This window comes from Exiguobacterium sp. HSB13, assembly GCF_056764755.1.
Window position 1 is genome coordinate 32,452 of the sequence record NZ_JBUZOM010000004.1, and the last position, 22,221, is coordinate 54,672.

Annotated in this window: 19 protein-coding genes and 1 riboswitch; of the genes, 17 read left to right on the forward strand and 2 right to left on the reverse strand. The window is 48.7% G+C overall.

What is annotated here, in order from left to right:
* Nucleotides 1-75: 75 nt before the first annotated feature.
* The 5 genes from ACZGCQ_RS15010 (at nucleotide 76) to ACZGCQ_RS15030 (ending at nucleotide 7,498) form a co-directional block, all read left to right on the forward strand.
* Nucleotides 76-1,431 (forward strand): MATE family efflux transporter, encoded by a 1,356-nt coding sequence (locus ACZGCQ_RS15010; RefSeq protein WP_058265717.1) that lies wholly within the window; start codon nucleotides 76-78, stop codon nucleotides 1,429-1,431.
* Nucleotides 1,428-3,986: a bifunctional lysylphosphatidylglycerol flippase/synthetase MprF gene (gene mprF / locus ACZGCQ_RS15015; RefSeq protein WP_481266739.1), complete on the forward strand. Its 2,559-nt coding sequence runs from the start codon at nucleotides 1,428-1,430 to the stop codon at nucleotides 3,984-3,986. Before ACZGCQ_RS15010 ends, mprF begins: the two co-directional genes overlap by 4 nt.
* 184 nt (nucleotides 3,987-4,170) lie before the next feature.
* Nucleotides 4,171-5,328 (forward strand): N-acetylglucosamine-6-phosphate deacetylase, encoded by a 1,158-nt coding sequence (gene nagA, locus ACZGCQ_RS15020; RefSeq protein WP_481266740.1) that lies wholly within the window; start codon nucleotides 4,171-4,173, stop codon nucleotides 5,326-5,328.
* On the forward strand, nucleotides 5,325-6,086 hold the full coding sequence (gene nagB / locus ACZGCQ_RS15025; RefSeq protein WP_481266741.1) for a glucosamine-6-phosphate deaminase: 762 nt from the start codon (nucleotides 5,325-5,327) through the stop codon (nucleotides 6,084-6,086). The genes nagA and nagB overlap by 4 nt, the downstream gene beginning before the upstream one ends.
* Nucleotides 6,087-6,385: 299 nt before the next feature.
* Entirely contained in the window at nucleotides 6,386-7,498 is a 1,113-nt protein-coding gene (locus ACZGCQ_RS15030; protein WP_262415785.1) for an LCP family protein, read from the forward strand.
* Nucleotides 7,499-7,554: 56 nt separating this feature from the next.
* Here ACZGCQ_RS15030 and phnF read toward each other — a convergent pair whose 3' ends face one another.
* On the reverse strand, nucleotides 7,555-8,289 hold the full coding sequence (gene phnF, locus ACZGCQ_RS15035) for a phosphonate metabolism transcriptional regulator PhnF (RefSeq protein ID WP_029340766.1): 735 nt from the start codon (nucleotides 8,287-8,289) through the stop codon (nucleotides 7,555-7,557).
* Nucleotides 8,290-8,417: 128 nt separating this feature from the next.
* On the opposite strand from phnF, the gene ACZGCQ_RS15040 reads away from it, so the two are divergent.
* From ACZGCQ_RS15040 to lysA, 12 genes are all read left to right on the forward strand, one after another.
* Nucleotides 8,418-9,566 carry an alanyl-tRNA editing protein gene (locus tag ACZGCQ_RS15040; protein ID WP_481266742.1) on the forward strand — a complete coding sequence of 383 codons (1,149 nt, stop codon included), beginning with the start codon at nucleotides 8,418-8,420 and terminating at the stop codon, nucleotides 9,564-9,566.
* Nucleotides 9,563-9,991 (forward strand): GNAT family N-acetyltransferase, encoded by a 429-nt coding sequence (locus ACZGCQ_RS15045; RefSeq protein ID WP_047394996.1) that lies wholly within the window; start codon nucleotides 9,563-9,565, stop codon nucleotides 9,989-9,991. The genes ACZGCQ_RS15040 and ACZGCQ_RS15045 overlap by 4 nt, the downstream gene beginning before the upstream one ends.
* A gap of 118 nt (nucleotides 9,992-10,109) precedes the next feature.
* Nucleotides 10,110-11,315, forward strand: a complete 1,206-nt coding sequence (locus tag ACZGCQ_RS15050) for an argininosuccinate synthase (RefSeq protein WP_481266743.1) — start codon at nucleotides 10,110-10,112, stop codon at nucleotides 11,313-11,315.
* Nucleotides 11,312-12,682, forward strand: coding sequence for an argininosuccinate lyase (argH, locus tag ACZGCQ_RS15055; RefSeq protein WP_481266744.1), 1,371 nt, complete (start codon nucleotides 11,312-11,314; stop codon nucleotides 12,680-12,682). The genes ACZGCQ_RS15050 and argH overlap by 4 nt, the downstream gene beginning before the upstream one ends.
* A 70-nt stretch (nucleotides 12,683-12,752) precedes the next feature.
* Nucleotides 12,753-12,930, forward strand: a riboswitch (Lysine riboswitch).
* Nucleotides 12,931-13,042: 112 nt separating this feature from the next.
* Entirely contained in the window at nucleotides 13,043-14,242 is a 1,200-nt protein-coding gene (locus tag ACZGCQ_RS15060; protein WP_023467116.1) for an aspartate kinase, read from the forward strand.
* A 13-nt stretch (nucleotides 14,243-14,255) separates the two neighbouring features.
* On the forward strand, nucleotides 14,256-15,248 hold the full coding sequence (locus tag ACZGCQ_RS15065) for an aspartate-semialdehyde dehydrogenase (protein ID WP_481266745.1): 993 nt from the start codon (nucleotides 14,256-14,258) through the stop codon (nucleotides 15,246-15,248).
* An 18-nt stretch (nucleotides 15,249-15,266) separates the two neighbouring features.
* The gene (dapA, locus tag ACZGCQ_RS15070) at nucleotides 15,267-16,148 is read left to right on the forward strand and encodes a 4-hydroxy-tetrahydrodipicolinate synthase (RefSeq protein WP_214729136.1); all 882 of its coding nucleotides are present in this window, start codon (nucleotides 15,267-15,269) and stop codon (nucleotides 16,146-16,148) included.
* Complete coding sequence (dapB, locus tag ACZGCQ_RS15075; protein ID WP_481266746.1) at nucleotides 16,145-16,891, forward strand: 4-hydroxy-tetrahydrodipicolinate reductase; 747 nt, start codon at nucleotides 16,145-16,147, stop codon at nucleotides 16,889-16,891. The genes dapA and dapB overlap by 4 nt, the downstream gene beginning before the upstream one ends.
* Complete coding sequence (gene dapD / locus ACZGCQ_RS15080) at nucleotides 16,878-17,585, forward strand: 2,3,4,5-tetrahydropyridine-2,6-dicarboxylate N-acetyltransferase (RefSeq protein WP_029340774.1); 708 nt, start codon at nucleotides 16,878-16,880, stop codon at nucleotides 17,583-17,585. Before dapB ends, dapD begins: the two co-directional genes overlap by 14 nt.
* Before the next feature lie 25 nt (nucleotides 17,586-17,610).
* A complete protein-coding gene (locus ACZGCQ_RS15085) occupies nucleotides 17,611-18,543 on the forward strand; it encodes a branched-chain amino acid transaminase (protein WP_029340775.1) in 933 nt (310 codons plus the stop codon).
* The gene (gene alr / locus ACZGCQ_RS15090) at nucleotides 18,540-19,598 is read left to right on the forward strand and encodes an alanine racemase (RefSeq protein WP_481266747.1); all 1,059 of its coding nucleotides are present in this window, start codon (nucleotides 18,540-18,542) and stop codon (nucleotides 19,596-19,598) included. Before ACZGCQ_RS15085 ends, alr begins: the two co-directional genes overlap by 4 nt.
* A 13-nt stretch (nucleotides 19,599-19,611) precedes the next feature.
* A complete protein-coding gene (lysA, locus tag ACZGCQ_RS15095; RefSeq protein ID WP_481266748.1) occupies nucleotides 19,612-20,928 on the forward strand; it encodes a diaminopimelate decarboxylase in 1,317 nt (438 codons plus the stop codon).
* A gap of 123 nt (nucleotides 20,929-21,051) precedes the next feature.
* Here lysA and ACZGCQ_RS15100 read toward each other — a convergent pair whose 3' ends face one another.
* Nucleotides 21,052-22,047, reverse strand: a complete 996-nt coding sequence (locus ACZGCQ_RS15100; protein WP_481266749.1) for a LysM peptidoglycan-binding domain-containing protein — start codon at nucleotides 22,045-22,047, stop codon at nucleotides 21,052-21,054.
* Nucleotides 22,048-22,221 lie beyond the last annotated feature (174 nt).

Below are 22,221 nucleotides of genomic sequence, written 5' to 3' on the forward strand. Positions count from 1 at the left end.
GGATTATTTTCGTAAGAGTTCAAGAGTGCTAGGTTTTAAAATTAAGGAGGACTCCTCCTGAAATGTGGTGGAAACATGTTAGAAACAGTTACGTTCTCAGGAAAGATGAAGCAATTCATGAAAATTTTCTTTCCCATCCTCGTAACGCAAGTCGCGTTTTACTTAATTAGTTTTTTCGATACGGTCATGGCCGGTCGATACGGCTCTGCTGATTTAGCAGGAGTCGGTGTCGGAGCAAGTCTCTGGGCACCCGTTTACACAGGACTGACCGGTATTCTACTTGCCGTCGCACCGCTCGTTTCCCAAGCGATGGGAGCGAAACGCGAGCGGGAAGTCAAACGAATCGTCATGCAGGCGTTGTACGTCGCTGTCGTGATCATCGGTTTGACAGTAGTCATCGGACTTATCGCTGTCAATCCGATTCTCGAACGGATGGAGTTATCGGCTGAAGCGCGTGAAGTTGCGCGAAATTATCTCGTGATGTTAGCACTTGGGATCGTACCGATGTTCGTTTTCTTCGTCTTACGAACACTCGTCGATTCATTAGGCAAATCAAACATCACGATGGTCTTACTATTAATCTCTTTACCCATTAACGTTCTTTTCAATTATCTATTCATCTTCGGAAGCTTCGGTTTTCCGGAACTTGGTGGAGTAGGCGCAGGAGTTGCGACTGCCATCACCTACTGGATTCTTTGTCTAGCGATCATCGCTGTCGTCTTTAAAGGAGAATTATTTCAACGCCTCGGAATTCTGCGGCGCTTTTACCGTCCAGATATGAAGCGAATCAAGGAATTGATTCTACTCGGTGCCCCGATCGGTCTCGCGATTTTTTCTGAAGTCAGTATTTTCTCGGCAGTCACGTTGCTGCTCGGAGCATACGGCGATGTCATCATCGGTGCCTACCAAGCGGCTATTAACTTCGCTTCGTTCGTCTATATGATCCCATTATCTGCTGCGTCCGCTTTGACGATCACAGTCGGTTTTGAGGTCGGTGCCAAACGAATCAAGGACGCTGTCCAGTACGTCGTCATTGGATTGACGATGTGTGTTGCCGTCTCTTTGTTCTCCGGAATCTTGTTGTACTTAAAGAATGAAGAACTTGCCGCTTTGTATAGTCGTGATCCTCAAGTCATCGAAGCTGCCGCACACTTTATGATTTTAGCGATTTTCTTTCAACTGTCGGATGCTGTTGCTGCACCGACGCAAGGTGCATTACGTGGATTCAAGGATGTCAATGTCACCTTCTTGTTGACGATTGCTGCCTACTGGGTCATTGGACTACCATTAGGTTTTTATCTCGAACGCTATACGACGCTCGGACCAGATGGGTACTGGTGGGGATTAATCATTGGTCTTGCGGTCGGAGCAACGTTACTGCTTGTTCGTCTTATGCATTTAATCCGTAAATCAAGGAGGCTGGCAGCTTGAAATTCTCAAAACAACGCATCATGACGATTGCGAAGATCATCTTGCCGATCGTCTTGATTGGATTCATTTTTTATCAAGGACAAAACGAATTGCGTAGTTTGTCGCTACAAGAGTCGATTCAAGCGATTCGTCAAGTCCCATCTTGGCAATTCATCCTGTTGATTCTCGCAGGTCTTGCGGCGGTCTCGACGATGTTCTTTTATGACTTCTTCTTATTACGTTCATTGGAGGCGAAAGCACCGATCGGACTGATTTTCCGAGCATCCTGGATTGCGAACTCCTTTAACGGCATCATCGGATTCGGTGGTCTCGCTGGGATGGCGATCCGATCCGCTCTTTATCGACCATTCGTTGAAGGCGGTCGTTTGTTGAAGGCGATTGGCTGGATGGCACCGACGTTGATCAGTGGATTGTCCATCTTATCTGCCTTATCGCTTCTACACGTTTTTCCGGCGTTTGAAGTGCTCGATTTAAAAAAATGGTTGTGGCCCGTCATCATTGGTGTCGCATTCTTCTTCCCACTCTATCTGCTGTTCTCGTTTCGACGAGGCAATAGCAGCATCCATCCGAAATCGATTGCGTTATATTCACTCGTCTCACTCGCAGAATGGTTCAGTGCTGGCGTTGTCGTCTATCTGATTTTGGCGGCGCTCGGAACGGATGTCAGTTTCTCAAAAGTCATCGGTGTTTTCATCATCGCTGCGACAGCCGGTTTGATCTCGATGGTACCGGGTGGATTTGGTTCGTTTGACTTAGTGTTTTTGATCGGCATGCAGCGTGCCGGTGTCGAGGAAGGCATCGTTTTGACAGGATTATTGATCTACCGTCTTGTCTACTACTTGATTCCGTTCCTGATCGGTGTCATTTTCTCAGCTCGGGAGTTCAGCGGTCCGGTCGTCAAGATGATCGAAGACAAACCGATTGTTGGTCCATCGATGGAGGTCGGGGGCGTCATTTGGCGCTTACAACTGCGATTCCTCAGTAAAATTCGTCATTTCACGCTCGCGTTGATCACACTCGTTGCTGGGATCACGATTTGGGGACTGGCGATTTTACCACCTGTCTCGACGCAGTATGAATATTTGGAATCTAAATTACCACACGAAGCGCTGTTACTCGCGAATAGTTTCTTCTTGATGGGCGGCTTATTGTTCGTCCTCTTATCAACAGCACTGTATCGTCGTACAAAACGGTCGTTATATATGATGTACGGGGCATCTTTTTTCGCTTTGATTGGAATGGCACTTCGTGGTTTTAACTTGATTTCCTTCCTTGCCGTCATCATCGTCCTCGTCTTGCTACTGATGTCGCGAAAAGCATTTCACCGAGAACGAACACTCATTACGACGACACGGTTCATCCGGGTTGCCTTCGCTGGTCTATTGTACATTGGAGGATTCGTCTTTTTTGGATACGCCTTCTATACACTCGGATCAGCAGATGGAACAAAAGTGTATCCAGCACACGAAATTTTCATGTTTGCAGCGAGTGCCTCTATCTTTACACTCGTATATGTTCTCGTCTTCATCCGCTTATTCAACACATTCAATCAACCGGTACTTGGTGAGCGATTCGATGCTGAAAAGATCGAGTCGGTGTTGCGTGAGCAGGGTGGGAATTATTTGAGCCATCTCGCGTTTCTAGGTGATAAACGTTTCTTCTTCTCTGAAACGGGACGTTCATTCATCCAGTTCAGTCAGACCGGTAATCGGATCATGGTCCTTGGCGACCCGAGTGGAGATCCAAAGGAACATTCACAAGTCATCGCGTCTTTCTTACGTCGCGTCGAAGATCTTGGATATATTCCGAACATCTATCAAATTCAAGCACAAAACATGTCTCTCTATCATGATTTTGGCTTCAACTTCTTTAAACTCGGAGAAGAAGCGATCGTTGATATTCCATCTTTCACCGTATCAGGAAAAAAGCGAGCTGGACTGCGGTCGATTAAAAATCGCTTTGAACGAGAGGGCATGACGTTCGAAGTAGTCGAGCCACCTATTTCAGGAACACTTTTAGCAGAACTACAAGAGGTCTCCGACGAATGGTTAGGGGGTAAGTCCGAGAAAGGTTTCTCGCTCGGTTACTTCCACGAACCTTATTTAAACCGGGCACCGATCGGCATCATGCGTGAAGCGGAAGGACGATTGATCGGGTTCATGACATTCATGCCTGCTTACCAAGAAGGGGTCCTATCGATTGACTTGATGCGTTTTCGACCAGATGGACCGAATGGAATCATGGATGCGATGTTCATCCGACTATTCGAGTATGCGAAAGATGAAGGCTACCACACGTTCAACATGGGAATGGCTCCGCTTTCGTCCGTCGGAGAAGACGAGACGTCCTTCTGGCAAGAGCGTGTGGCAGCGGATGTCTTCAATAATATTCGCTACATGTATAGTTTCACCGGTCTACGACGATATAAAGAAAAGTATGATCCAAAATGGGAAGGACGATACCTGGCTTACCGGAAGCGTCAATCGTTACCAATGGCGATTCTAAAAGCCACGCGTCTGATTTCCCGAAAAAAAGACCGAATTTTATTACCATGATCGACTGACGCATGAAGTCGGCAATCGACGGGTATACAAAGGGCGACCACTTGTCTAAAGACAAGTGAGATCGTCCTTTTATATTTTATGATGAAATGTACAAAGGTCTATACAACTAGAATTAATCGCGTTATACTAAATACGGAAGCAAGTCATGGAACGGATAGAGAAAGGAAGATGCTAGATGACAGTGATCACCAATGCCCGGATTTACACGGGAGAGCAGACGATTGAAGACGGCTTCATTCGTTTTGACCGAACAATCGAGGCGATTGGACCCATGTCGGAATTCGAGGAAATCGCAGGAGAAGAGACGATCGATGCGCAGCATCAATCACTCATTCCAGGAATGATCGATGTGCATATTCATGGAGGGTATGATGTCGATGTCATGGATGGAGATGCCGATAGCCTGCGTCATTTCAGCCGACAGATGTTACAAGAAGGTGTGACATCATTTTTAGCGACGACCATTACTCAGGACTGGGGAAATATCACACGCGCGCTTGAGACGGTTCGAGAAGTCATAGCACAAGACGATACGACGATCATCGGTGTTCATCTTGAAGGACCATTTATCAATCCAGATTATGCGGGTGCACAGCCTCACGAACATATCGTCGAACCGGATGTCGAGCAGTTCTTGAAATGGCAAAAAGCAGCAGGGAACACGATCAAGCTCGTCACATACGCTCCGGAACGCCCGGGAGCACGGGCGTTCGAAGAAGCGGTGCGCTTGACGGGTGCGATTCCGTCAGCCGGACATACAGACGCGACGTATGCCCAAAACCAAGCCGGTCACGTCACGCATGGTACCCACCTTTACAATCAAATGCGAGCACTTCATCACCGGGAACCTGGCACAGTCGGGTATTGCCTCCTGACACCAGACGTCTATGCGGAGATCATTCCGGATGGGATTCACAGTGCGCCGGAGATGGTGGATTTTTCCTATCGAATGAAAGGCGCAGATCGACTGATCGTCATTACGGATGCGATGCGAGCGAAAGGATTAGCAGACGGTGAATATGAGTTAGGTGGTCAGGCTGTATTCGTTCGAGACGGTGCGGCACGTCTTGAAAACGGTAGCTTAGCTGGAAGTGTCCTGACAATGGACGCTGCTTTACGAAACATCATTGCCTATACAGGTTGTTCGCTCGAAGAAGCGGTCCGCATGACATCGGTCAATGCGGCCAAAGAGCTTCAATTGGCTCAAAAGGGAAGCCTCGCGGTCGGTAAAGATGCAGATATCGTCTTGCTCGACGAGGGATTATTTATTCAAGAAACGATTCATCGTGGTACGCGACACCGGATCACGAACGGAAAGGAGTCTACCTCATGAAATGGATGATCGTAGAAAAGGGAGAAGAATTAGCACAGGTGGCCTATCAATTTTTGAAACAGGAAATTAAGCGTCACCCGGAAGGTTTGACGGTAGGACTGGCAACGGGAAGTTCACCGGTCGGCGTTTATGAAGAATGGCGGAAGGATTCGCTCGATTGTCGACATGTGACAACGGTTAACCTCGACGAATATGTCGGTCTCAGCCCAGAGCATCCACAAAGTTATCATACGTTCATGCAAGAGCATCTATTCAAAGATGTCGCATTTAAGGAATCATTCGTTCCAATCGGAAACACAGAAGATCCCGTGCGCGAAAGTGAACGATATGAAGCGCTCGTCCGCAATCGAGGCATCGACATTCAATTACTCGGAATTGGAGCAAATGGACACATCGCCTTCAACGAACCGGGTACACCATTCGACGCTAAGACACACGTAACGGAATTGACAGAGTCGACACGAGAAGCGAACCAACGTTTCTTTGATCGATTAGAAGAAGTACCGACGAAGGCAATCACGATGGGGATCGGTACGATCATGGAAGCGAAGAAGATCCTTCTCGTTGCTTCTAGTGCACGAAAGGCAGAAGCGGTTCGCGATATGATGGAAGGTGTCGCAACAACGGATTGTCCAGCAACTGTACTCAAGCGTCATGCTGATGTCATGGTAATCTTGGACGAAGAAGCGGCATCTTTATTGTCAGATGACGCTAAACGTACAGGACGAGCGGCATATCTGAATTTCATGAAAGTATGACGATGGAAGAGCGATGAATTAAAAGGGATAGAGACAATCATTGGATTGACTCTATTCCTTTTTTTGATTCTGTTGAGCCTAGTCTCAAGCGATTTTTTATTTTGATAGAAAGGCATCAACAGGACATATACCAAGATCATTCAATCTCATGATACAGCGCACTAAGGGTCCATAATTTTTTCAGTGCAACGATTCTATACGATTTCTTTAATCGAAACGTAAATTGACATTTCATTAAATGTCCGGATAATGGAGATTAGCGAACTTTACGGAAAATTTACATGAAAATGAGGGTTTACATGATGGAAACGCGATCCGCACGAAAGAAACAGCCAAGTGCTGGCAAGATGTTCATGAAAGTCATCGCTGCACTCGTCCTGCTTGTCACAATCATCGGTTCTGGATATGCTGGAGCTGTTTTTATTAAAACGCAAGAAACATTGGCAAAGACGCAGATTAACATTCCCGGCTCGAAGGTGAGCTCTAAATATGATGATGTCCCGTCTGAATCGTTCTTGATTCTTGGAACGGATGAAACGAAAAAAAGTAAAGAACGAAATGAACCGGCACGATCAGATGTCATGATCGTCGGAATCTTAAATAAAAAAACGGAACAATTAGTGTTGACGAGTATTCCGCGTGATTCACTCGTGAACATCGATTATTCGAAATACGATGTACCTTATGGTAAGACAGGTGTTGAGCAAGATAAAATCACCCATGCCCATTACTTCGGTTCGATGGATAAATCGAATTCCTATAATGGGATTAAATTAGCGCGTGAAACGACAGAAAACCTGCTCGGTATTCAAATCGACCATGTCGTTAAAGTTAATTTCCAAGGATTCGTTCAATTGATCGATGCATTGGACGGCGTCGACATCGATGTACGATATGCGTTCAAAGAGCAAGATTCAAAACGTAAAGCCGGTACTGTCACTGTTGATAAAGGGATGCAACATTTAACAGGAGAGCAAGCACTTGCTTACGTCCGGAACCGTCATGATGATCCGCTCGGTGATATCGGACGCGGTCAAAAACAGATGCAAGTCATTCAAGCGGTCGCCAAAGAAGCGGCAAGTTTCCGTTCCCTCAGTGCATACCGTGATATTTTGGATGCTGTCGGTGATAACGTCGAAACGAACTTAGGTCCGAACGATTATACACGCTTAGCAGATTTCACGGCAGCGTTACGTAATACGACGGAGTACCAACTCGCTGGAGAAGGCTACATCGGTATTAGCGGGAAATGGGAATATCATCTCGATCCGAATCAATTGGAGCAAGTGAAAAGTAATTTAGCAAAAGCGATGCAAGGTCAAGAAGTCGAACCGATCAAGGAAGAGACAGACCCGGCACAAAGTACGACAGAAGAACCAGTGACAGAGACAGAAGCCGTCCCTGCACAGTAAGACACACTAAAAATCCCCTTGTATCATCGTCACTGTACGACGATACAAGGGGATTTTTAGCGTTGGCGTTCCATTTCAACGGTGAAGGTATAGCGGTCGCCGCGGTAAGCGGAGATGACGTATTCAAACGGTTGCTCTGTTGTCAGGTACGTCAGTTGCTCGACAGATAAGACAGGCGAAGCGGTCGATAGACCAAGATGGCCCGCCTCTTCCTTCGTTGCAAGACGTGATTCGAACGTTTGACTCGCACGTCCAAGATTTAATCCGCTCGCTTCTGCAAATGCATAGAGCGATGCGGTCGCAACGTCTTGATCGAGTCCAGGTAGGAGTTGTTCCGGGATGTAGACCGTTTCAAGAGCAAGCGCTTGCTCATCTGCGATTCGTAAACGTTTCAATTCATATACGGATGCGCCTTCGCGAATCCGAAGCTTGTTTGCGATCGTCATCGACGCGTCGATGATTTGATAGGAGAGAAGCGCACTCGTCGGTTCTAGCCCAAGATGTTCCATCTCTTCCGAGAAACTCGTCAAGCCAGACAGTTGCATGACGATTTTTTTATTCGCGACGAATGTTCCTCGTCCTTTTTGACGAATCAAGTAACCGGCGTTGACCAAGTTTGAAATGGCTTGGCGGACCGTCATTCGGCTGATTTGATGCGCTTCCGCAAATTCGCGCTCGGACGGGATCAAATCGCCAGGTTGAAGAACACCGCTTTCAATTTGTTGTTTTAAGGCAGCTTCGATTTGATAGTAGATGGGGAGTGGTGAATTTTTATTGATATGCTGAATCACGGCATTTCGTCCCTTCGCGATCGGTAGTCTTTCGTCTAGTGTACTAGGAAAAAGGCAAGCCGACAAACGATTCTGGATGAAATATGGCATAATACAGAGTGAAACTGACAGAGAAAGGTGGTCGAGGCATGCGCCCCGAACAAATAGAATCCGATGTCCGAACCTTTCAGACATCCATTCGCACGACAAAACAAGTAGACGGCTATTGGGTTGCTTTAGAGAAAAGTTATTTCTATCCGGAGAGCGGTGGACAGCCAGCGGATCGTGGAACATTGAACGACCAACCGGTCCTTGACGTTCAAATCGAAGACGGTGTCGTCTGGCACCAACTGGCGACGCCGCTCACAGGTGATGTCACCGGTATCGTAGATGACGCAGTCCGGATCGATCATGCGGCGCAACATACGGCACAACATGTCATCTCTGCGATCCTACAAGATGAATCAAATATCAAGACACTCAGTTTTCGGACGGGAAGTGAGGTCTCGACGCTTGATATCGAGACACCTGAATGGACAACTATGCAACAAGAACAGTTGGATCGACGATTACGGCAGGTGATTGAACAAGGATTACCGATTACGGCAACCGAATATGACGAGGTGGAAGCGCTACGCTTACCATTACGAAAAACACCACAAGTCGAAGGACGAATTCGTGTCGTTCAAATCGGCACACTCGATTATAGTGCCTGTGGTGGGACGCATCTTGATTCGACGGCACAGCTCGAGTCGATTCTCTTTACCGGAGTCGAGCGGATTCGTGGAAACATTCGTCTGTCCTATGTCGCGAAGGAACGGGCATACCAACTCGTTCAGGCAGAACGACGAGCCTTACGGGAAGCGGCGCAAGCTTTATCAGTCAAACCAGTTCAAATCCTAGAAGCCGTCCAAACGTTACAAGAAGAGCAGAAGCGCTTAACGAAACAAGTCGAACACGTTCAGGGACAACTCGCAACATTCACACTCGCTCACGCTTTGGAACAACAAGAAGGCATTCTTGTATTTGAACATCTGGAGGAAGAGATCAAGGTTTCCGAGCAACTCGCTAAAGCGATTCAAGAAGCAGGGCGCGTCGGCGTCGTTTGGAATGCGACAACGAACAAGCTGCTGATGAGTAGTCCAGGTGAACCCCATCTCGGGAAATTCGCTAAAGCACATGTCCAAGCATTCAATGGGCGAGGCGGAGGAAGTGCGGTTCAGGCACAGGCACAATTTACGAATCGGGATGATGCGATGGCATATGTCGATCGATTACGGGAGGAATATCAGTCATGACAGTCATTCAAGTACGTACAGCAGAACAACATCAAGCCGTCCGGATGATCCGGGAGCGTGTCTTCGTCGAGGAGCAAGGCGTACCACGTCATCTTGAATACGATACACATGATGAGACAGCGATTCATCTGCTTGTTCTCGATGAGCAGAATCGCCCGGTCGCAACAGGGCGCACACGTCCATATGACGACCAACGGATGAAAGTTGAACGTGTGGCGACGCTAGCAACAGCGCGAGGAAAAGGATACGGTGGCGAGCTGATGCAGGCGATGGAGCGAGTCGCGCGGCGTGAAGGGAAACAACTGCTGACACTCGGTGCACAAGTTCAAGCCATCCCGTTTTATCAAGGACTTGGATATACGATCGTCTCCGATGAATTCGACGATGCGGGCATCCCGCACCGGACGATGGAAAAGAAAATGTAAGTCATTTTGAAAGAAATCCTGCAAAAAGGGTTTCTTTTTTTTGTTTTCTATGTATATATATAATTCATAATGAATTTTTATACATACAGATGAATTTAAAACCAGGAGGGAATTATACATGTCGAAACAAAAATTGATCTTAGCGTACTCTGGGGGACTTGATACATCGGTAGCCATCAAATGGTTGAGCAAGGACTATGACGTCATTGCCTTATGCATGGATGTCGGAGAAGGAAAAGATTTATCCGTCATTAAAGAAAAAGCACTCCTCGTCGGTGCGATCGAATCGATCGTCCTCGATGTTAAAGAAGAATTCGCACAAGACTTCGTCTTGCCAGCACTTCAATATGGCGCTCATTACGAAAATGCCTATCCATTGATTTCAGCGCTTTCACGTCCGTTGATCGCAGAAAAGCTCGTCGAAGTCGCGCATCAACACGGTGCAACGGCTGTCGCGCACGGATGTACCGGAAAAGGGAACGACCAAGTCCGGTTTGAGGTTTCTGTCGCAGCGCTTGATCCGTCACTCGAAGTCATTGCACCGGTTCGGGAGTGGAAATGGTCACGGGAAGAAGAAATCGCCTATGCGAAAGAAAACAATGTGCCGATTCCGATCAACCTCGATAGCCCATACTCAATCGACATGAACCTCTGGGGACGGAGTAACGAGTGTGGCGTCCTAGAAAACCCTTGGACAGAGCCACCGCAAGACGCTTACGCGTTGACAGTAGCGCCAGAAGACGCTCCGGATCAGGCAGAAGAAGTCATCATTGGCTTTGAAGCAGGTGTTCCGGTCTCGATCAACGGAACGACATATCCACTGGCGAAACTGATCACGGAACTGAACATCATCGCTGGTGCACATGGGGTCGGACGGATCGACCACGTCGAGAACCGTCTCGTCGGTATCAAATCGCGGGAAGTCTATGAGTGCCCAGGAGCAACGGTTTTACTCAAAGCGCACGCTGCACTCGAGACGATTACGTTGACGAAGGACGTCGCGCATTTCAAACCACTACTCAGTAAACAATATGCAGAAACGATCTACAACGGTCTCTTCCACGCACCATTAACGAGAGGCTTGAAAGCTTTCTTGACGGCAACACAACAGGACGTCACAGGAGAAGTTCGCGTTAAACTGTTCAAAGGAAACGCAACCGTGACAGGTCGTCAGTCCGCTGTCTCACTCTACGATGAGAAACTTGCGACGTACACGAAAGAAGACGCGTTCGATCATGAAGCAGCAAAAGGCTTCATCAAATTACACGGACTTGCCGTTTCGACGCATGCGAGCGTACATCGTCAGGCGGGTGTAACGAAATGACCAAACTCTGGGGTGGACGTTTTACGGAAAGTGCTTCCGCTCAAGCGGAAGCCTTCGGAGCATCGATCACGTTCGATCAAAAATTAGCGAGCGTTGATTTAAAAGGCAGTCTCGCACACGCGCAGATGCTATTTGAACAAGGGATCCTCGCTCAAGACGAGTGGACACAAATCGAGCAAGGACTGAAGCAACTGGAAACGACGTTAGCAGACCATTCCTACACGTTAGCGGACGAGGACATTCATATGAACCTTGAGCGTTTGTTGACGGAACAGATCGGTCCGGTCGCAGGAAAACTGCATACGGCACGGAGTCGAAACGACCAAGTCGCAACCGATTTACATCTATGGATGGAGCAACATGTCGCAGCGTTGACGACGGCATTACGCGAGCTCCAATCGGTCATCACGGAACAAGCGGAGCAACATATCGAGACGGTCATGCCAGGGTATACGCATTTGCAACGAGCACAACCGATCTCGCTTGCGCATCATTTGCTCGCTTATTTCTGGATGTTCGAACGCGATGTCGAACGGTTGACGGATAATCAAAAGCGGATCCGGAAATCACCGCTCGGGGCAGGGGCGCTCGCGGGGACGACGTTCCCGATTGATCGTTTCCGGTCTGCCGAGTTGCTCGGTTTTGAGTCGGTCTATCCGAACAGTCTAGACGCTGTCTCGGACCGTGACTTTGTCATCGAATACCTCGGGATCGCTTCGACCGTCATGATGCATCTCTCGCGTTTTTGTGAAGAAATCATCATCTGGGCATCGCAGGAATTCAGCTTCATCGAGTTGTCGGATGCTTTCTCGACAGGATCGAGCATGATGCCACAGAAGAAAAATCCTGATTTCGCTGAATTGATTCGTGGGAAAACGGGGCGCGTCTACGGCAACCTGATGGGCTTCTTGACGACGATGAAGGCATTACCACTCGCTTACAATAAAGACATGCAAGAGGATAAGGAAGGGGTCTTCGATACAGCCGATACCGTTCTCCAATCCGTTCAAATCTTCACCGGAATGATTGAATCTGCGACGTTTAAGACCGAAGCGCTCAAGAAGGCGACAATGCAAGACTTCTCGAACGCAACGGAACTCGCAGACTACCTTGTGACGAAAGGCATACCATTCCGGGAAGCACATGAAATCGTCGGCAAAGCCGTCCTTTACTGTGTGCAGAACGGTTGTTTCCTGAAGGATTTGAACCTTGAGACGTATCAAATGTTCCATCCTGACATCACGGAAGACGTCTATCCGCTCCTCGATCCGGTTCAAGCAGTGGCACGCCGGACAAGCTACGGCGGTACAGGGTTTGCTGCCGTGTCGGAGCAACTTGAACTCGCGAAACAGCATCTTGCGAATTGACGGATTTTGAAAAAAATCAGTCAAATGACTGGATTTAACAAAAGATGTCTGCTATAACTGTAACTAACAACCGACAGATAGAGGCGCGGATGACATGAGTAGCATCATTCTTGAAGGCAAGCATGCCGAATGATGTGAAAGGGGAAGTCCGCCGAAGTGAACGAGAAGATGCTTCTTCTCATTTGCTGGTACAACGGTTAAGATCCGTTGTACTGCCGAAACCGATGTTTCGGAGCGCTATCTTACGTAAAAGAACGAATGACTTTGTCTTCGTTTGTCCGATCGTGATAACGACGGGCCGTAGGAACGCTCCTACCGGCCCGTCGTTTTTTTCTGTATCGGGACAAAGGAGATAGGATTGTGACAACTGTACTTAAATTTGGTGGAAGCTCGGTTGCGACTGTCGAACAGATTCAGTCTATTGCGAATTATTTGAAGAGTCGCGCAGCCGAAGGTGAAAAACTTGTCGTCGTCGTTTCAGCGATGGGCAAGATGACAGATTCTTTGATCGCTCAGGCGCAAGCCATCACGGATCGCCCCGAGCGCCGAGAACTCGATCGTCTGCTTGCCATCGGAGAAGAACAGACGATTTCATTACTCAGCATCGCTCTCAACTCACTCGGCGTCAAAGCGTTATCGCAAACAGGCGCACAAGCGGGAATCAGTACGATGGGATTGCATACGAAAAGTAAGATCAAACAGATTGATGGAAATCTGTTACGGCAAAAACTTGAAACGTACGATGTCGTCATCGTCGCCGGATTCCAAGGGGTCAACGAACTCGGTGATGTCACGACGCTCGGACGTGGTGGATCGGATACGACGGCTGTTGCGCTTGCGGCAGTCCTTGATAAACGGTGTGAAATCTACACGGATGTCGACGGTGTCTATACAGCTGATCCACGAATCCATGCTGCTGCTCAACCGATTCCGCACATCTCATATGATGAGATGATGGAGATGAGCGCCCTCGGGTCGAAGGTCATGGAAATGCGGAGTGTTGAACTAGGAAAAAAATACGGCGTACACATCTTCGTCGGGAAAACACTTGAATCGAAAAGGGGAACATGGATCATGGAAGCGACGGAAACAATGGAACAAAAAGCGGTCACGAGTGTCAGTGTCACGAAGAACGTCTTGACGGTATCAATCAAACACGTACCGCAAACGAACGCAGCAGTAGCCGATATCTTCGAACTCTTATCGAACCGCCACGTCAACATCGACATGATCAGTCAAACGACGTTCGACAGTGACATCTTCTTATCGTTCTCATGTCCACTCGATGAGGAAGAGTTCCTCGATGAAGCATTGAAAGACATCATGGATCGTTTCACGACAGTCAAGGTCGATCGCCACAATCAGCACGCGAAGTTATCTGTCGTCGGAATCGGGATGCGGGATGCGACGGGTGTTGCCTCGAAGTTGTTCGCAATCTTCCGAGCGGAGAACATCCCGTTCTATCAAGTCACGACATCAGAAATCAGCATCTCGTACACGATTGCACAAGCAGACATTGAACGGACGGTTGCAGCGATTGCCAACGCGTTCGAATTATAAGGAGGAAAACAGCATGTATCATGTAGCCGTCATTGGAGCAACCGGCGCCGTCGGTCAAAAAATGTTACAAGTACTTGCAGAACTGGATTTCCCGGTCAGCCGCCTGTCCGCTTACGCTTCTGCTCGTTCAGCAGGGAACACGGTACAGTTCAAGGGAGAAGACATCACGATCCAAGCACTGACACCAAACATCACGGAAGACGGAATCGATGTCGCGTTGTTCGCAGCGGGCGGAACGATCAGTGAGCAATATGCCCCGTTACTAGCTGAAAACGGAACGCTCGTCGTTGATAATTCAAGTGCCTTCCGGATGCAGGAGACGATTCCACTCGTCGTGCCAGAAGTCAATCCGCAAGCGATTCAAGCAACGGATCGCTTAATCGCAAATCCGAACTGTTCGACGATTCAATCCGTCGTCGCTTTAGCGCCGCTCCAGTCACTCGGATTCGAACGGATCAACTACACGACGTACCAGGCCGTATCCGGTTCTGGTCAAAAAGGAATCGAGGATTTGGCACGTGGGACACGCGGAGAAGAACCCGTCAATTACCCGCATCCGATTCACGATAACATCTTGCCGCATATCGATGTATTCCTTGAGAACGGTTATACGAAAGAAGAGCAGAAGATGATTGACGAAACACGGAAAATCTTCAATCTTCCAGCATTACCCGTCAGTGCGACATGTGTCCGAGTTCCGGTCACGAACTCTCACTCGGTTGCAATCAACGTCACGTTTACACAACCGACGACGGTTACAGCAATCCGTGAAGCGTTAGATGGGGCACCCGGCGTCGTCCTCGTCGATGATGTCGCGAATACGCGCTATCCGATGCCACTCGACGCGAGTGGGACGGACGATGTCTACGTCGGACGAATTCGACAAGATGATAGTCTCGCAAACACGTTCCATCTTTGGTGTGTAGCTGACAACATCCGAAAAGGTGCCGCGTCAAACGCCGTGCAAGTTGCACGCCAAGCGATCGAACAGTCGATTCATTCATAAAAAAAGGAGGAGTTCTTCATGTTCAAAGGAGCAGGTACAGCACTCGTCACACCATTTAATGAAGCAGGCGAGTTGGATTTACACGTATTCGAACGCTTAATCGAGCAACAACTCGCAGCAGGGATTCAGGCACTTGTCGTCGGAGGGACGACAGGAGAAGGATCGACACTAACGAATAATGAATTCGAACAACTCCTGACGACTGCCGTTCAGGTCACGGCAGGACGAGTACCCGTCATTGCTGGAACAGGTTCGAATAACACCGCAGCGACGATCGAGAAAACATTACTCGCAGAACGTCTCGGTGCGGACGCAGCGATGCTCGTCACACCGTACTACAATAAAACATCACAAGCTGGTCTCGTCGCACACTTCACGGCGGTCGCTGATGCAACAGAGTTGCCGATCATGTTGTATAACGTTCCGTCGCGGACAGGCGTTGCGATCGCAGTCGAAACAGCAGTGACGTTAGCACGTCATCCACGCATCCAAGCCTTTAAGGAAGCGAGTGGAGATGTCAGCTTTATGGGTGAACTGATGGCGGCGATTCCGGAAGACTTCGCGGTCTTCTGTGGAAATGATGATCAAATCCTTCCGTACATGGCATGGGGCGCACAGGGTGTTATTTCAGTTCTCTCTAACCCGTACCCAGCAGAGACACAAGCACTTGCTGAGGCGTTACTAGGGCAAGATCTCGTCACGGCTCGCCGGATTCAGGCAGACTTGTTACCGGTCATCGGTGCTTTGTTCAGTGACGTCAATCCAATCCCAGTCAAAGCATCGCTTGAAGAACTCGGCTTTGCTGTCGGTGCGCCACGCTTGCCGCTCGTCCGTCAATCGGAAGCGGGACACGCCCACTTACTCGAAACGATGCGGGCTTACAAAGGAGTGGTTCGATGAAACTCGCGTTACACGGTTATGGGGCGACAGGACAATACGTCGTCGAACTCGCACCACAAAGTGTCGTGGCGATTGTTGACCGGACGAAGTCATCCGATACGATCGCTTCATATGCGGAGCTAACGGAGATGTCAGAGACGGTCGATGCGATCATCGACTTCTCGCATCCGAGTTTGCTACCAGATCTGCTCGCATACGGGTTAGCGACAAAAACACCACTCGTCATTGCAACGACTGGTTTTTCAGAAGTGGAACTGACATCGATCAAGGACGCTGCGAAAGAAATTCCAATCTTCCAGTCGTACAATATGTCGTACGGCATCGCGATGGTGCAGCAACTGCTGAAGACACTTGTGCCACTAGCAGGGGCGTATGACATCGAATTGCTCGAGAAACATCACAACCAAAAAGTCGATGCTCCAAGCGGAACGGCTGAGTTGTTATTGCAAACGATTCAGACGGCACGTGACGTGACACCGGTGTATGACCGATCACAGACGCGGCAAAAGCGAGAGACGAACGAGATCGGGATGCACGCGATGCGCGGTGGAACGATCTTCGGTGAACACGAAGTCTTATTCGCCGGTGTCGATGAACTGATTGAAATCAAACATACGGCGTTATCGAAAAAAGTATTTGCTTCTGGTGCGATTAAAGCAGCTGAAGCACTCATTCAAAAAACAGCGGGACTCTATACATTAGAGACGCTCTACACACAGGAGGATTCACATGTTACTCACTGATGCTTACGAAATTGCTAAATTCATTAAAGATGCTAAAAAACAAACACCGGTAAAACTTTACGTCAACGGCGATTTGGCGGGCTTGACGATCGAAGGCGCTACAGCGTTCGGATCAGATGAATCAAAGATTTTCTTCGCGGATGCAGGACTTGCGGCTACTTTCTTAGAAAAGTATTCAGATCGCATCACAGATGTTCACGTGGAGTATGACCGTCGCAACAGTGCGGTACCAATGCTTGATACACGTCACTTGAATGCGCGCATCGAACCAGGTTCATGGATTCGTGATCATGTTGTCATCGGTGATAACGCGGTCGTCATGATGGGTGCCATCATCAATATCGGTGCATCAATCGGAGATGGTACAATGATTGATATGAACGCTGTCGTCGGTGCACGTGGGACGATCGGGAAAAACGTTCATGTCGGCGCAGGTGCAGTGGTCGCGGGTGTCCTCGAACCACCTTCAAAAACACCTGTCATCATTGAAGACGGTGTCTTGATCGGTGCGAATGCAGTCATCCTCGAAGGCGTCAAAGTTGGTAAAGATGCCGTCGTCGCTGCTGGTAGTGTCGTCACAGAAGACGTACCTGCTGGAAGCGTCGTTGCCGGAACACCTGCACGTGTCATTAAACAGAAAGATGCGAAAACAGAAGAGAAGACGCAATTGGTGGATGATTTACGTTCACTCTGATTGACGTCGAAGAGGAGGAAAACACATGGCAGTGGATACACAGTATGGAGAAGCAATTTGGTTAGATGGAGTCTTTCATGATCCGAAAGATGCGAACACGAGCGTCATGTCACATGCGATTCACTATGGTAGTGGATTCTTTGAAGGAATTCGTGCGTACGCGACACCTGACGGACCGGCGATTTTCCAATTGAAGGAACATATCGAACGTCTCTTCCGCAGTTGTGCGTATTACCACGTCACGATTCCGTATACGGTTGATGAACTCGTCCAGGCGACGATTGATCTAGTTGCGAAAAACGGATTCGAATCTTGTTATATCCGTCCATTCGTGTTCCTCGGTACGCCATGGCAAGCATTGATGGCGAAAGATACGACGGTTCATGTCGGGATCTCTTGCTGGGAGCTTGGGGAATACTTCGATAAAGGTGCCGGCATCCGTGCCAAAGTCGCGTCATACCGCCGCGTCTCATCGACGATGATGCCGATGCAAGCGAAAGCGGCTGCGAACTATATGAACTCACAACTCTTAAAAGGTGAAGCGATCCGTGATGGATTTGACGAAGCAATCGCGCTCGACATGAACGGAAACGTTAGTGAAGCGAGTGTTGCGAACCTCTTCCTTCTTAAAAACGGAACGATTCATACACCGTCACTTGATTGTTCAGTACTCGACGGTATCACACGCCAAGTCATCATCCGTTTGGCACAAGATCAAGGCTATCCTGTTGTTGAACGTCACATCGGACGCGATGAGTTGTATGTCGCAGATGAGATCTTCTTAACAGGAACAGCTGCTGAAATCACGAGTGTCGGTGAAATCGATCACATCTCAATCAACGGCGGAACACGGAACGTCGCAGATGAGTTGCTCGGTCTTTACCGTCAAGCCGTCACAGGTCAATTGCCGCAATACGCGGATTGGTTGACGTACGTGACACCAGCTGTCGCAGAATGACGACGCGTACACTCGTCACGATCGATCGGAAGGCGGTGCGACAAAATGTCGCATCGGTCTTCGCTCGGTCATGTAAACGTATTTTTGCCGTGGTCAAGAACAATGCATATAACTTAGGTATGCTCGAGATGGTCGAGACGCTGATGGCATCTGATGTGCATCACTTTGCTGTCGCTGAGTTGTATGAAGCCATTGAAATCAAAACGAATTTTCCAGACAGTTATGTACTGGTGATGAATCCGACGGAGGATTTTGAAACAGCACGACGTTTCGGAATCGCACTCGGTGTCTCATCGCTAGAATGGCTCGCCCTACACAGTAAACAGCTGCAGGGAGTCGAGTTACATTTGAAGATCAACGTCGGGATGAACCGTTTTGGTGTCAGTTCGCTTCAAGAGGCGGAAGCTGTCCTTGCGCTTGCGCAAGCAGATTCGCTTGATTTAACAGGTTTATATACACACTTTCCGCTTGCCGATGAACCGGATGCGGATCACGATGGACAAGTCGAACGTTTCGTCGCCATTGCCGATGTGTTACGAAAGCGCCATACGTTTACGTATATCCATTCGGAAAACAGTGCGACGATCGTCAAACACGATCCGCGTCTCGCGTTTTGTAATTATGTCCGCCCTGGAATTTTCTTGTTCGGTTATTCGCCGATCGAGAAGATGGACTGGCTCGTGCCTTCACTCCGGATGACGACAGAGGTCGTCGAAATTCGCGAAATCGGACCAGGTGAGCATGTGGGATATGGTACGAACTTTACGAGTACAGAACCGATGCGAATCGCCATTTTACCCGTCGGCTATGGTGACGGTGTCGTCCGTGGGCGTGCCGCTTTACCTGTTCATATTAAAGAAAAACCTTATCCGGTCATCAATAAATTATTCATGAGTCATACGTTCGTTGCTGTCGATAGGACGGTTGAGGTCGGAGACGAGGTCGTGTTATACGGGGATGGCGTTGAAATTGACGACATTACCCGGACAGGAGCAGCGAACAATTCAGAGCAGATGTGCGCCCGGTCGTGGCGTTTGACGCATCAGTATCTATAAGGAGGAACTTATTATGTATGGAAGTCAATACCTGACAGAAGAAAACAACACGTTGCACATCGATGGTGTCGCAGCGACCGATCTTGCAGCACAGTACGGAACACCGTTGTACGTGATGGCAGAGCGGGAGCTGACGGATCGATTGGCGACCGTCCGGGAACACTTCCTTGATAAGTATCCGAACACGTATGCTTCCTTCGCTTCTAAAGCACTAACGGTCAGTGCCGTATACGAACAAGTCGTGCGTCATGGTCTCGGAATTGATGTCGTTACGGGTGGAGAGCTCTTCATCGCCCGTCAATCGGGCGTTCCAGCAGAACGAATCTACTTCCATGGTTCGAATAAATCGACGGCTGATCTTCAGTATGCCGTCGAGGAAGGTGTCGGACGAATCGTTATCGATCACTTTGCCGAAATCGCACAGCTCGAAGCGATCGCGGCGCGAGCTGGTCGAACGGTTCATGTCTTGATTCGGATCGTCCCACAAGTCATCGGGGGAGCGCATGCGAAAATCCAGACGGGTGGTGTCGATACGAAATTCGGTTTCTCGACACATGCGTCAGATTACTTGGATGCGATCGAAGCGATTTTAGCATCGGAACATCTGTCGTTACTTGGCATCCATTGTCATGTCGGTTCGCAAATTCAAGATCCATCACTGTTCGAACAGACGGCTCGGACGATGATGGGCTTTGTCGAAACGATTCGTGCGCACCATGGCTTCACAGTCAGCGAAGTCAACGTGGGCGGTGGGTTCGGTATTGCCTATACACAGGACGATCAACCGCTTGATTTTGAAGGGACGATCGCACGCGTCATGGACGTGATCGAGACGGAAACGGAGCGACTTGGTATCGAACGTCCACGAATCGGGATCGAACCAGGACGCTGGGTCGTCGCGAATGCAGGCACGACACTGTATACGGTTGGCGCAATCAAAGAAATCGAAGGCGTCCGCACCTATCTTTCGGTCGATGGCGGAATGACGGATAACATTCGTCCGGCACTCTACGGCGCTGTGTATGAAACGGTCATCGCTAACCGGATGAGTGGCGAAACGACCGAAGTGACGGTCGTTGGAGCAGCTTGTGAATCAGGGGATCTCGTCGCTGAAAAAGCACAGTTGGTTGAACCGAACAGTGGCGATACACTTGCTGTGTTTGGAACGGGGGCATACAACTTCTCGATGGCAAGCAACTATAACCAGTTCTTACGTCCGGCACTTGTCTTCGTCCGGGACGGGGAATCCCGCGAAGTCGTCCGTCGACAAACGTATGCGGATTTAATTCAGTGCGATCTTGGAATCAACGGTGTCCGCTCAGAGTCGTAAGAGGTACGGGGTCAAACGAGAGGACAAAAAAACCGACGCTATCGCGCCGGTTTCATGCATGTGATATATGGCGATTCTTCTCTTGAATAGGGAGGGATCGTTTTTTTGTTGCGATCAGCATATTCAGTTTGGGATTTTTAAGACTTGTCCAACGAGCAGGAGGTTCGGATTCGTAATGTTATTTGCCTGCATCAATGCTGTGACGGTGACACCATAACGTGTCGCAATCGAGTAAAGTGTATCACCGGCTTTGACGGTATACGTCGTTGTTGGAATTTTCAAGACTTGACCGACATTCAACAGATTCCAATTCGTGATGTTATTCGCACTCGCGAGGGCAGAGACCGAGATGTTGTATTTACGGGCAATCGAATAGAGTGTATCGCCGGCTTTGACGGTATACGTCGTACCCGTTGGAGTCGGTGAGCGGAGGAGTTCGGAAATCGTGACGAACGAATAGCCTTTGGCTTTGAGTTTCGAAATTATCGTCGGCAAGGCGGTTGGTGTTCCTTTCGCACCAGCCCCAGTGTGCATGAGGATGATTGACCCTGGAACGACTTTTGGTAATACACGATCCAAGATGGCGGTTGAAGAGATGCCTTTCCAATCCGTCGTGTCAATATTCCATTGAATTGTTTTCGTATAACCTGCCGCACCAACGGCACTCAATACGTTACTATTACTCGCACCAAAAGGCGCCCGGAAAATCGGTTTCGTCGTTTTTCCAGTCAAGGACCGGATGAGCGACTCCGTCCGGGATAACTCACTCGTCATTTGGCTCGCTGTTAGTGTCGTAAAATCCGAATGCGAATACGAATGATTGCCGATTTGGTGTGTCGGAGAAGCGGTCGCGATGTTTTTGATCGATTGGGGATGGTTGGTTGCGCCACTGCCTGTCAAAAAGAAAGTCGCTTTCACTTGATTACTTTTTAAGATACTCAAGATTTTAGCAATATTCGTTCCGTCTGAACCGTCATCAAACGTCAATGCGACGACTTTTTGTGTCGTCGTCCCTTTCGTAACAAACGTAGAGCTCGCTGCATCGACCTGTGAGGGGATCGAAAGTGGAGTCAGGAGAAGCAGTCCGATCATCATGATGGTGGGTTTCTTGATGTTCATCGCTAGAGGACCTCCTTCATCAAAAATATGCTTTATCAATACTCTTTATTAAGATATTCCCTTTATTTTAAAAAAAGAACTAAGAAATTCCCGTTCTGCAAAGAAATAAAACTAAATTACAGGAAATTTGTTTAAACCGTAATCTTTTTGGGAAACCATAATATATGGAAATAG

Coding starts and splice junctions, on each gene's coding strand:
- ACZGCQ_RS15010 (WP_058265717.1), top strand. CDS start 76: ATGTTAGAAACAGTTACGTTCTCAGGAAAGATGAAGCAATTCATGAAA.
- nagA (WP_481266740.1), top strand. CDS start 4,171: ATGACAGTGATCACCAATGCCCGGATTTACACGGGAGAGCAGACGATT.
- nagB (WP_481266741.1), top strand. CDS start 5,325: ATGAAATGGATGATCGTAGAAAAGGGAGAAGAATTAGCACAGGTGGCC.
- ACZGCQ_RS15030 (WP_262415785.1), top strand. CDS start 6,386: ATGATGGAAACGCGATCCGCACGAAAGAAACAGCCAAGTGCTGGCAAG.
- ACZGCQ_RS15040 (WP_481266742.1), top strand. CDS start 8,418: ATGCGCCCCGAACAAATAGAATCCGATGTCCGAACCTTTCAGACATCC.
- ACZGCQ_RS15045 (WP_047394996.1), top strand. CDS start 9,563: ATGACAGTCATTCAAGTACGTACAGCAGAACAACATCAAGCCGTCCGG.
- ACZGCQ_RS15050 (WP_481266743.1), top strand. CDS start 10,110: ATGTCGAAACAAAAATTGATCTTAGCGTACTCTGGGGGACTTGATACA.
- argH (WP_481266744.1), top strand. CDS start 11,312: ATGACCAAACTCTGGGGTGGACGTTTTACGGAAAGTGCTTCCGCTCAA.
- ACZGCQ_RS15065 (WP_481266745.1), top strand. CDS start 14,256: ATGTATCATGTAGCCGTCATTGGAGCAACCGGCGCCGTCGGTCAAAAA.
- dapA (WP_214729136.1), top strand. CDS start 15,267: ATGTTCAAAGGAGCAGGTACAGCACTCGTCACACCATTTAATGAAGCA.
- dapB (WP_481266746.1), top strand. CDS start 16,145: ATGAAACTCGCGTTACACGGTTATGGGGCGACAGGACAATACGTCGTC.
- dapD (WP_029340774.1), top strand. CDS start 16,878: ATGTTACTCACTGATGCTTACGAAATTGCTAAATTCATTAAAGATGCT.
- ACZGCQ_RS15085 (WP_029340775.1), top strand. CDS start 17,611: ATGGCAGTGGATACACAGTATGGAGAAGCAATTTGGTTAGATGGAGTC.
- alr (WP_481266747.1), top strand. CDS start 18,540: ATGACGACGCGTACACTCGTCACGATCGATCGGAAGGCGGTGCGACAA.
- lysA (WP_481266748.1), top strand. CDS start 19,612: ATGTATGGAAGTCAATACCTGACAGAAGAAAACAACACGTTGCACATC.
- ACZGCQ_RS15100 (WP_481266749.1), bottom strand. CDS start 22,047: ATGAACATCAAGAAACCCACCATCATGATGATCGGACTGCTTCTCCTG.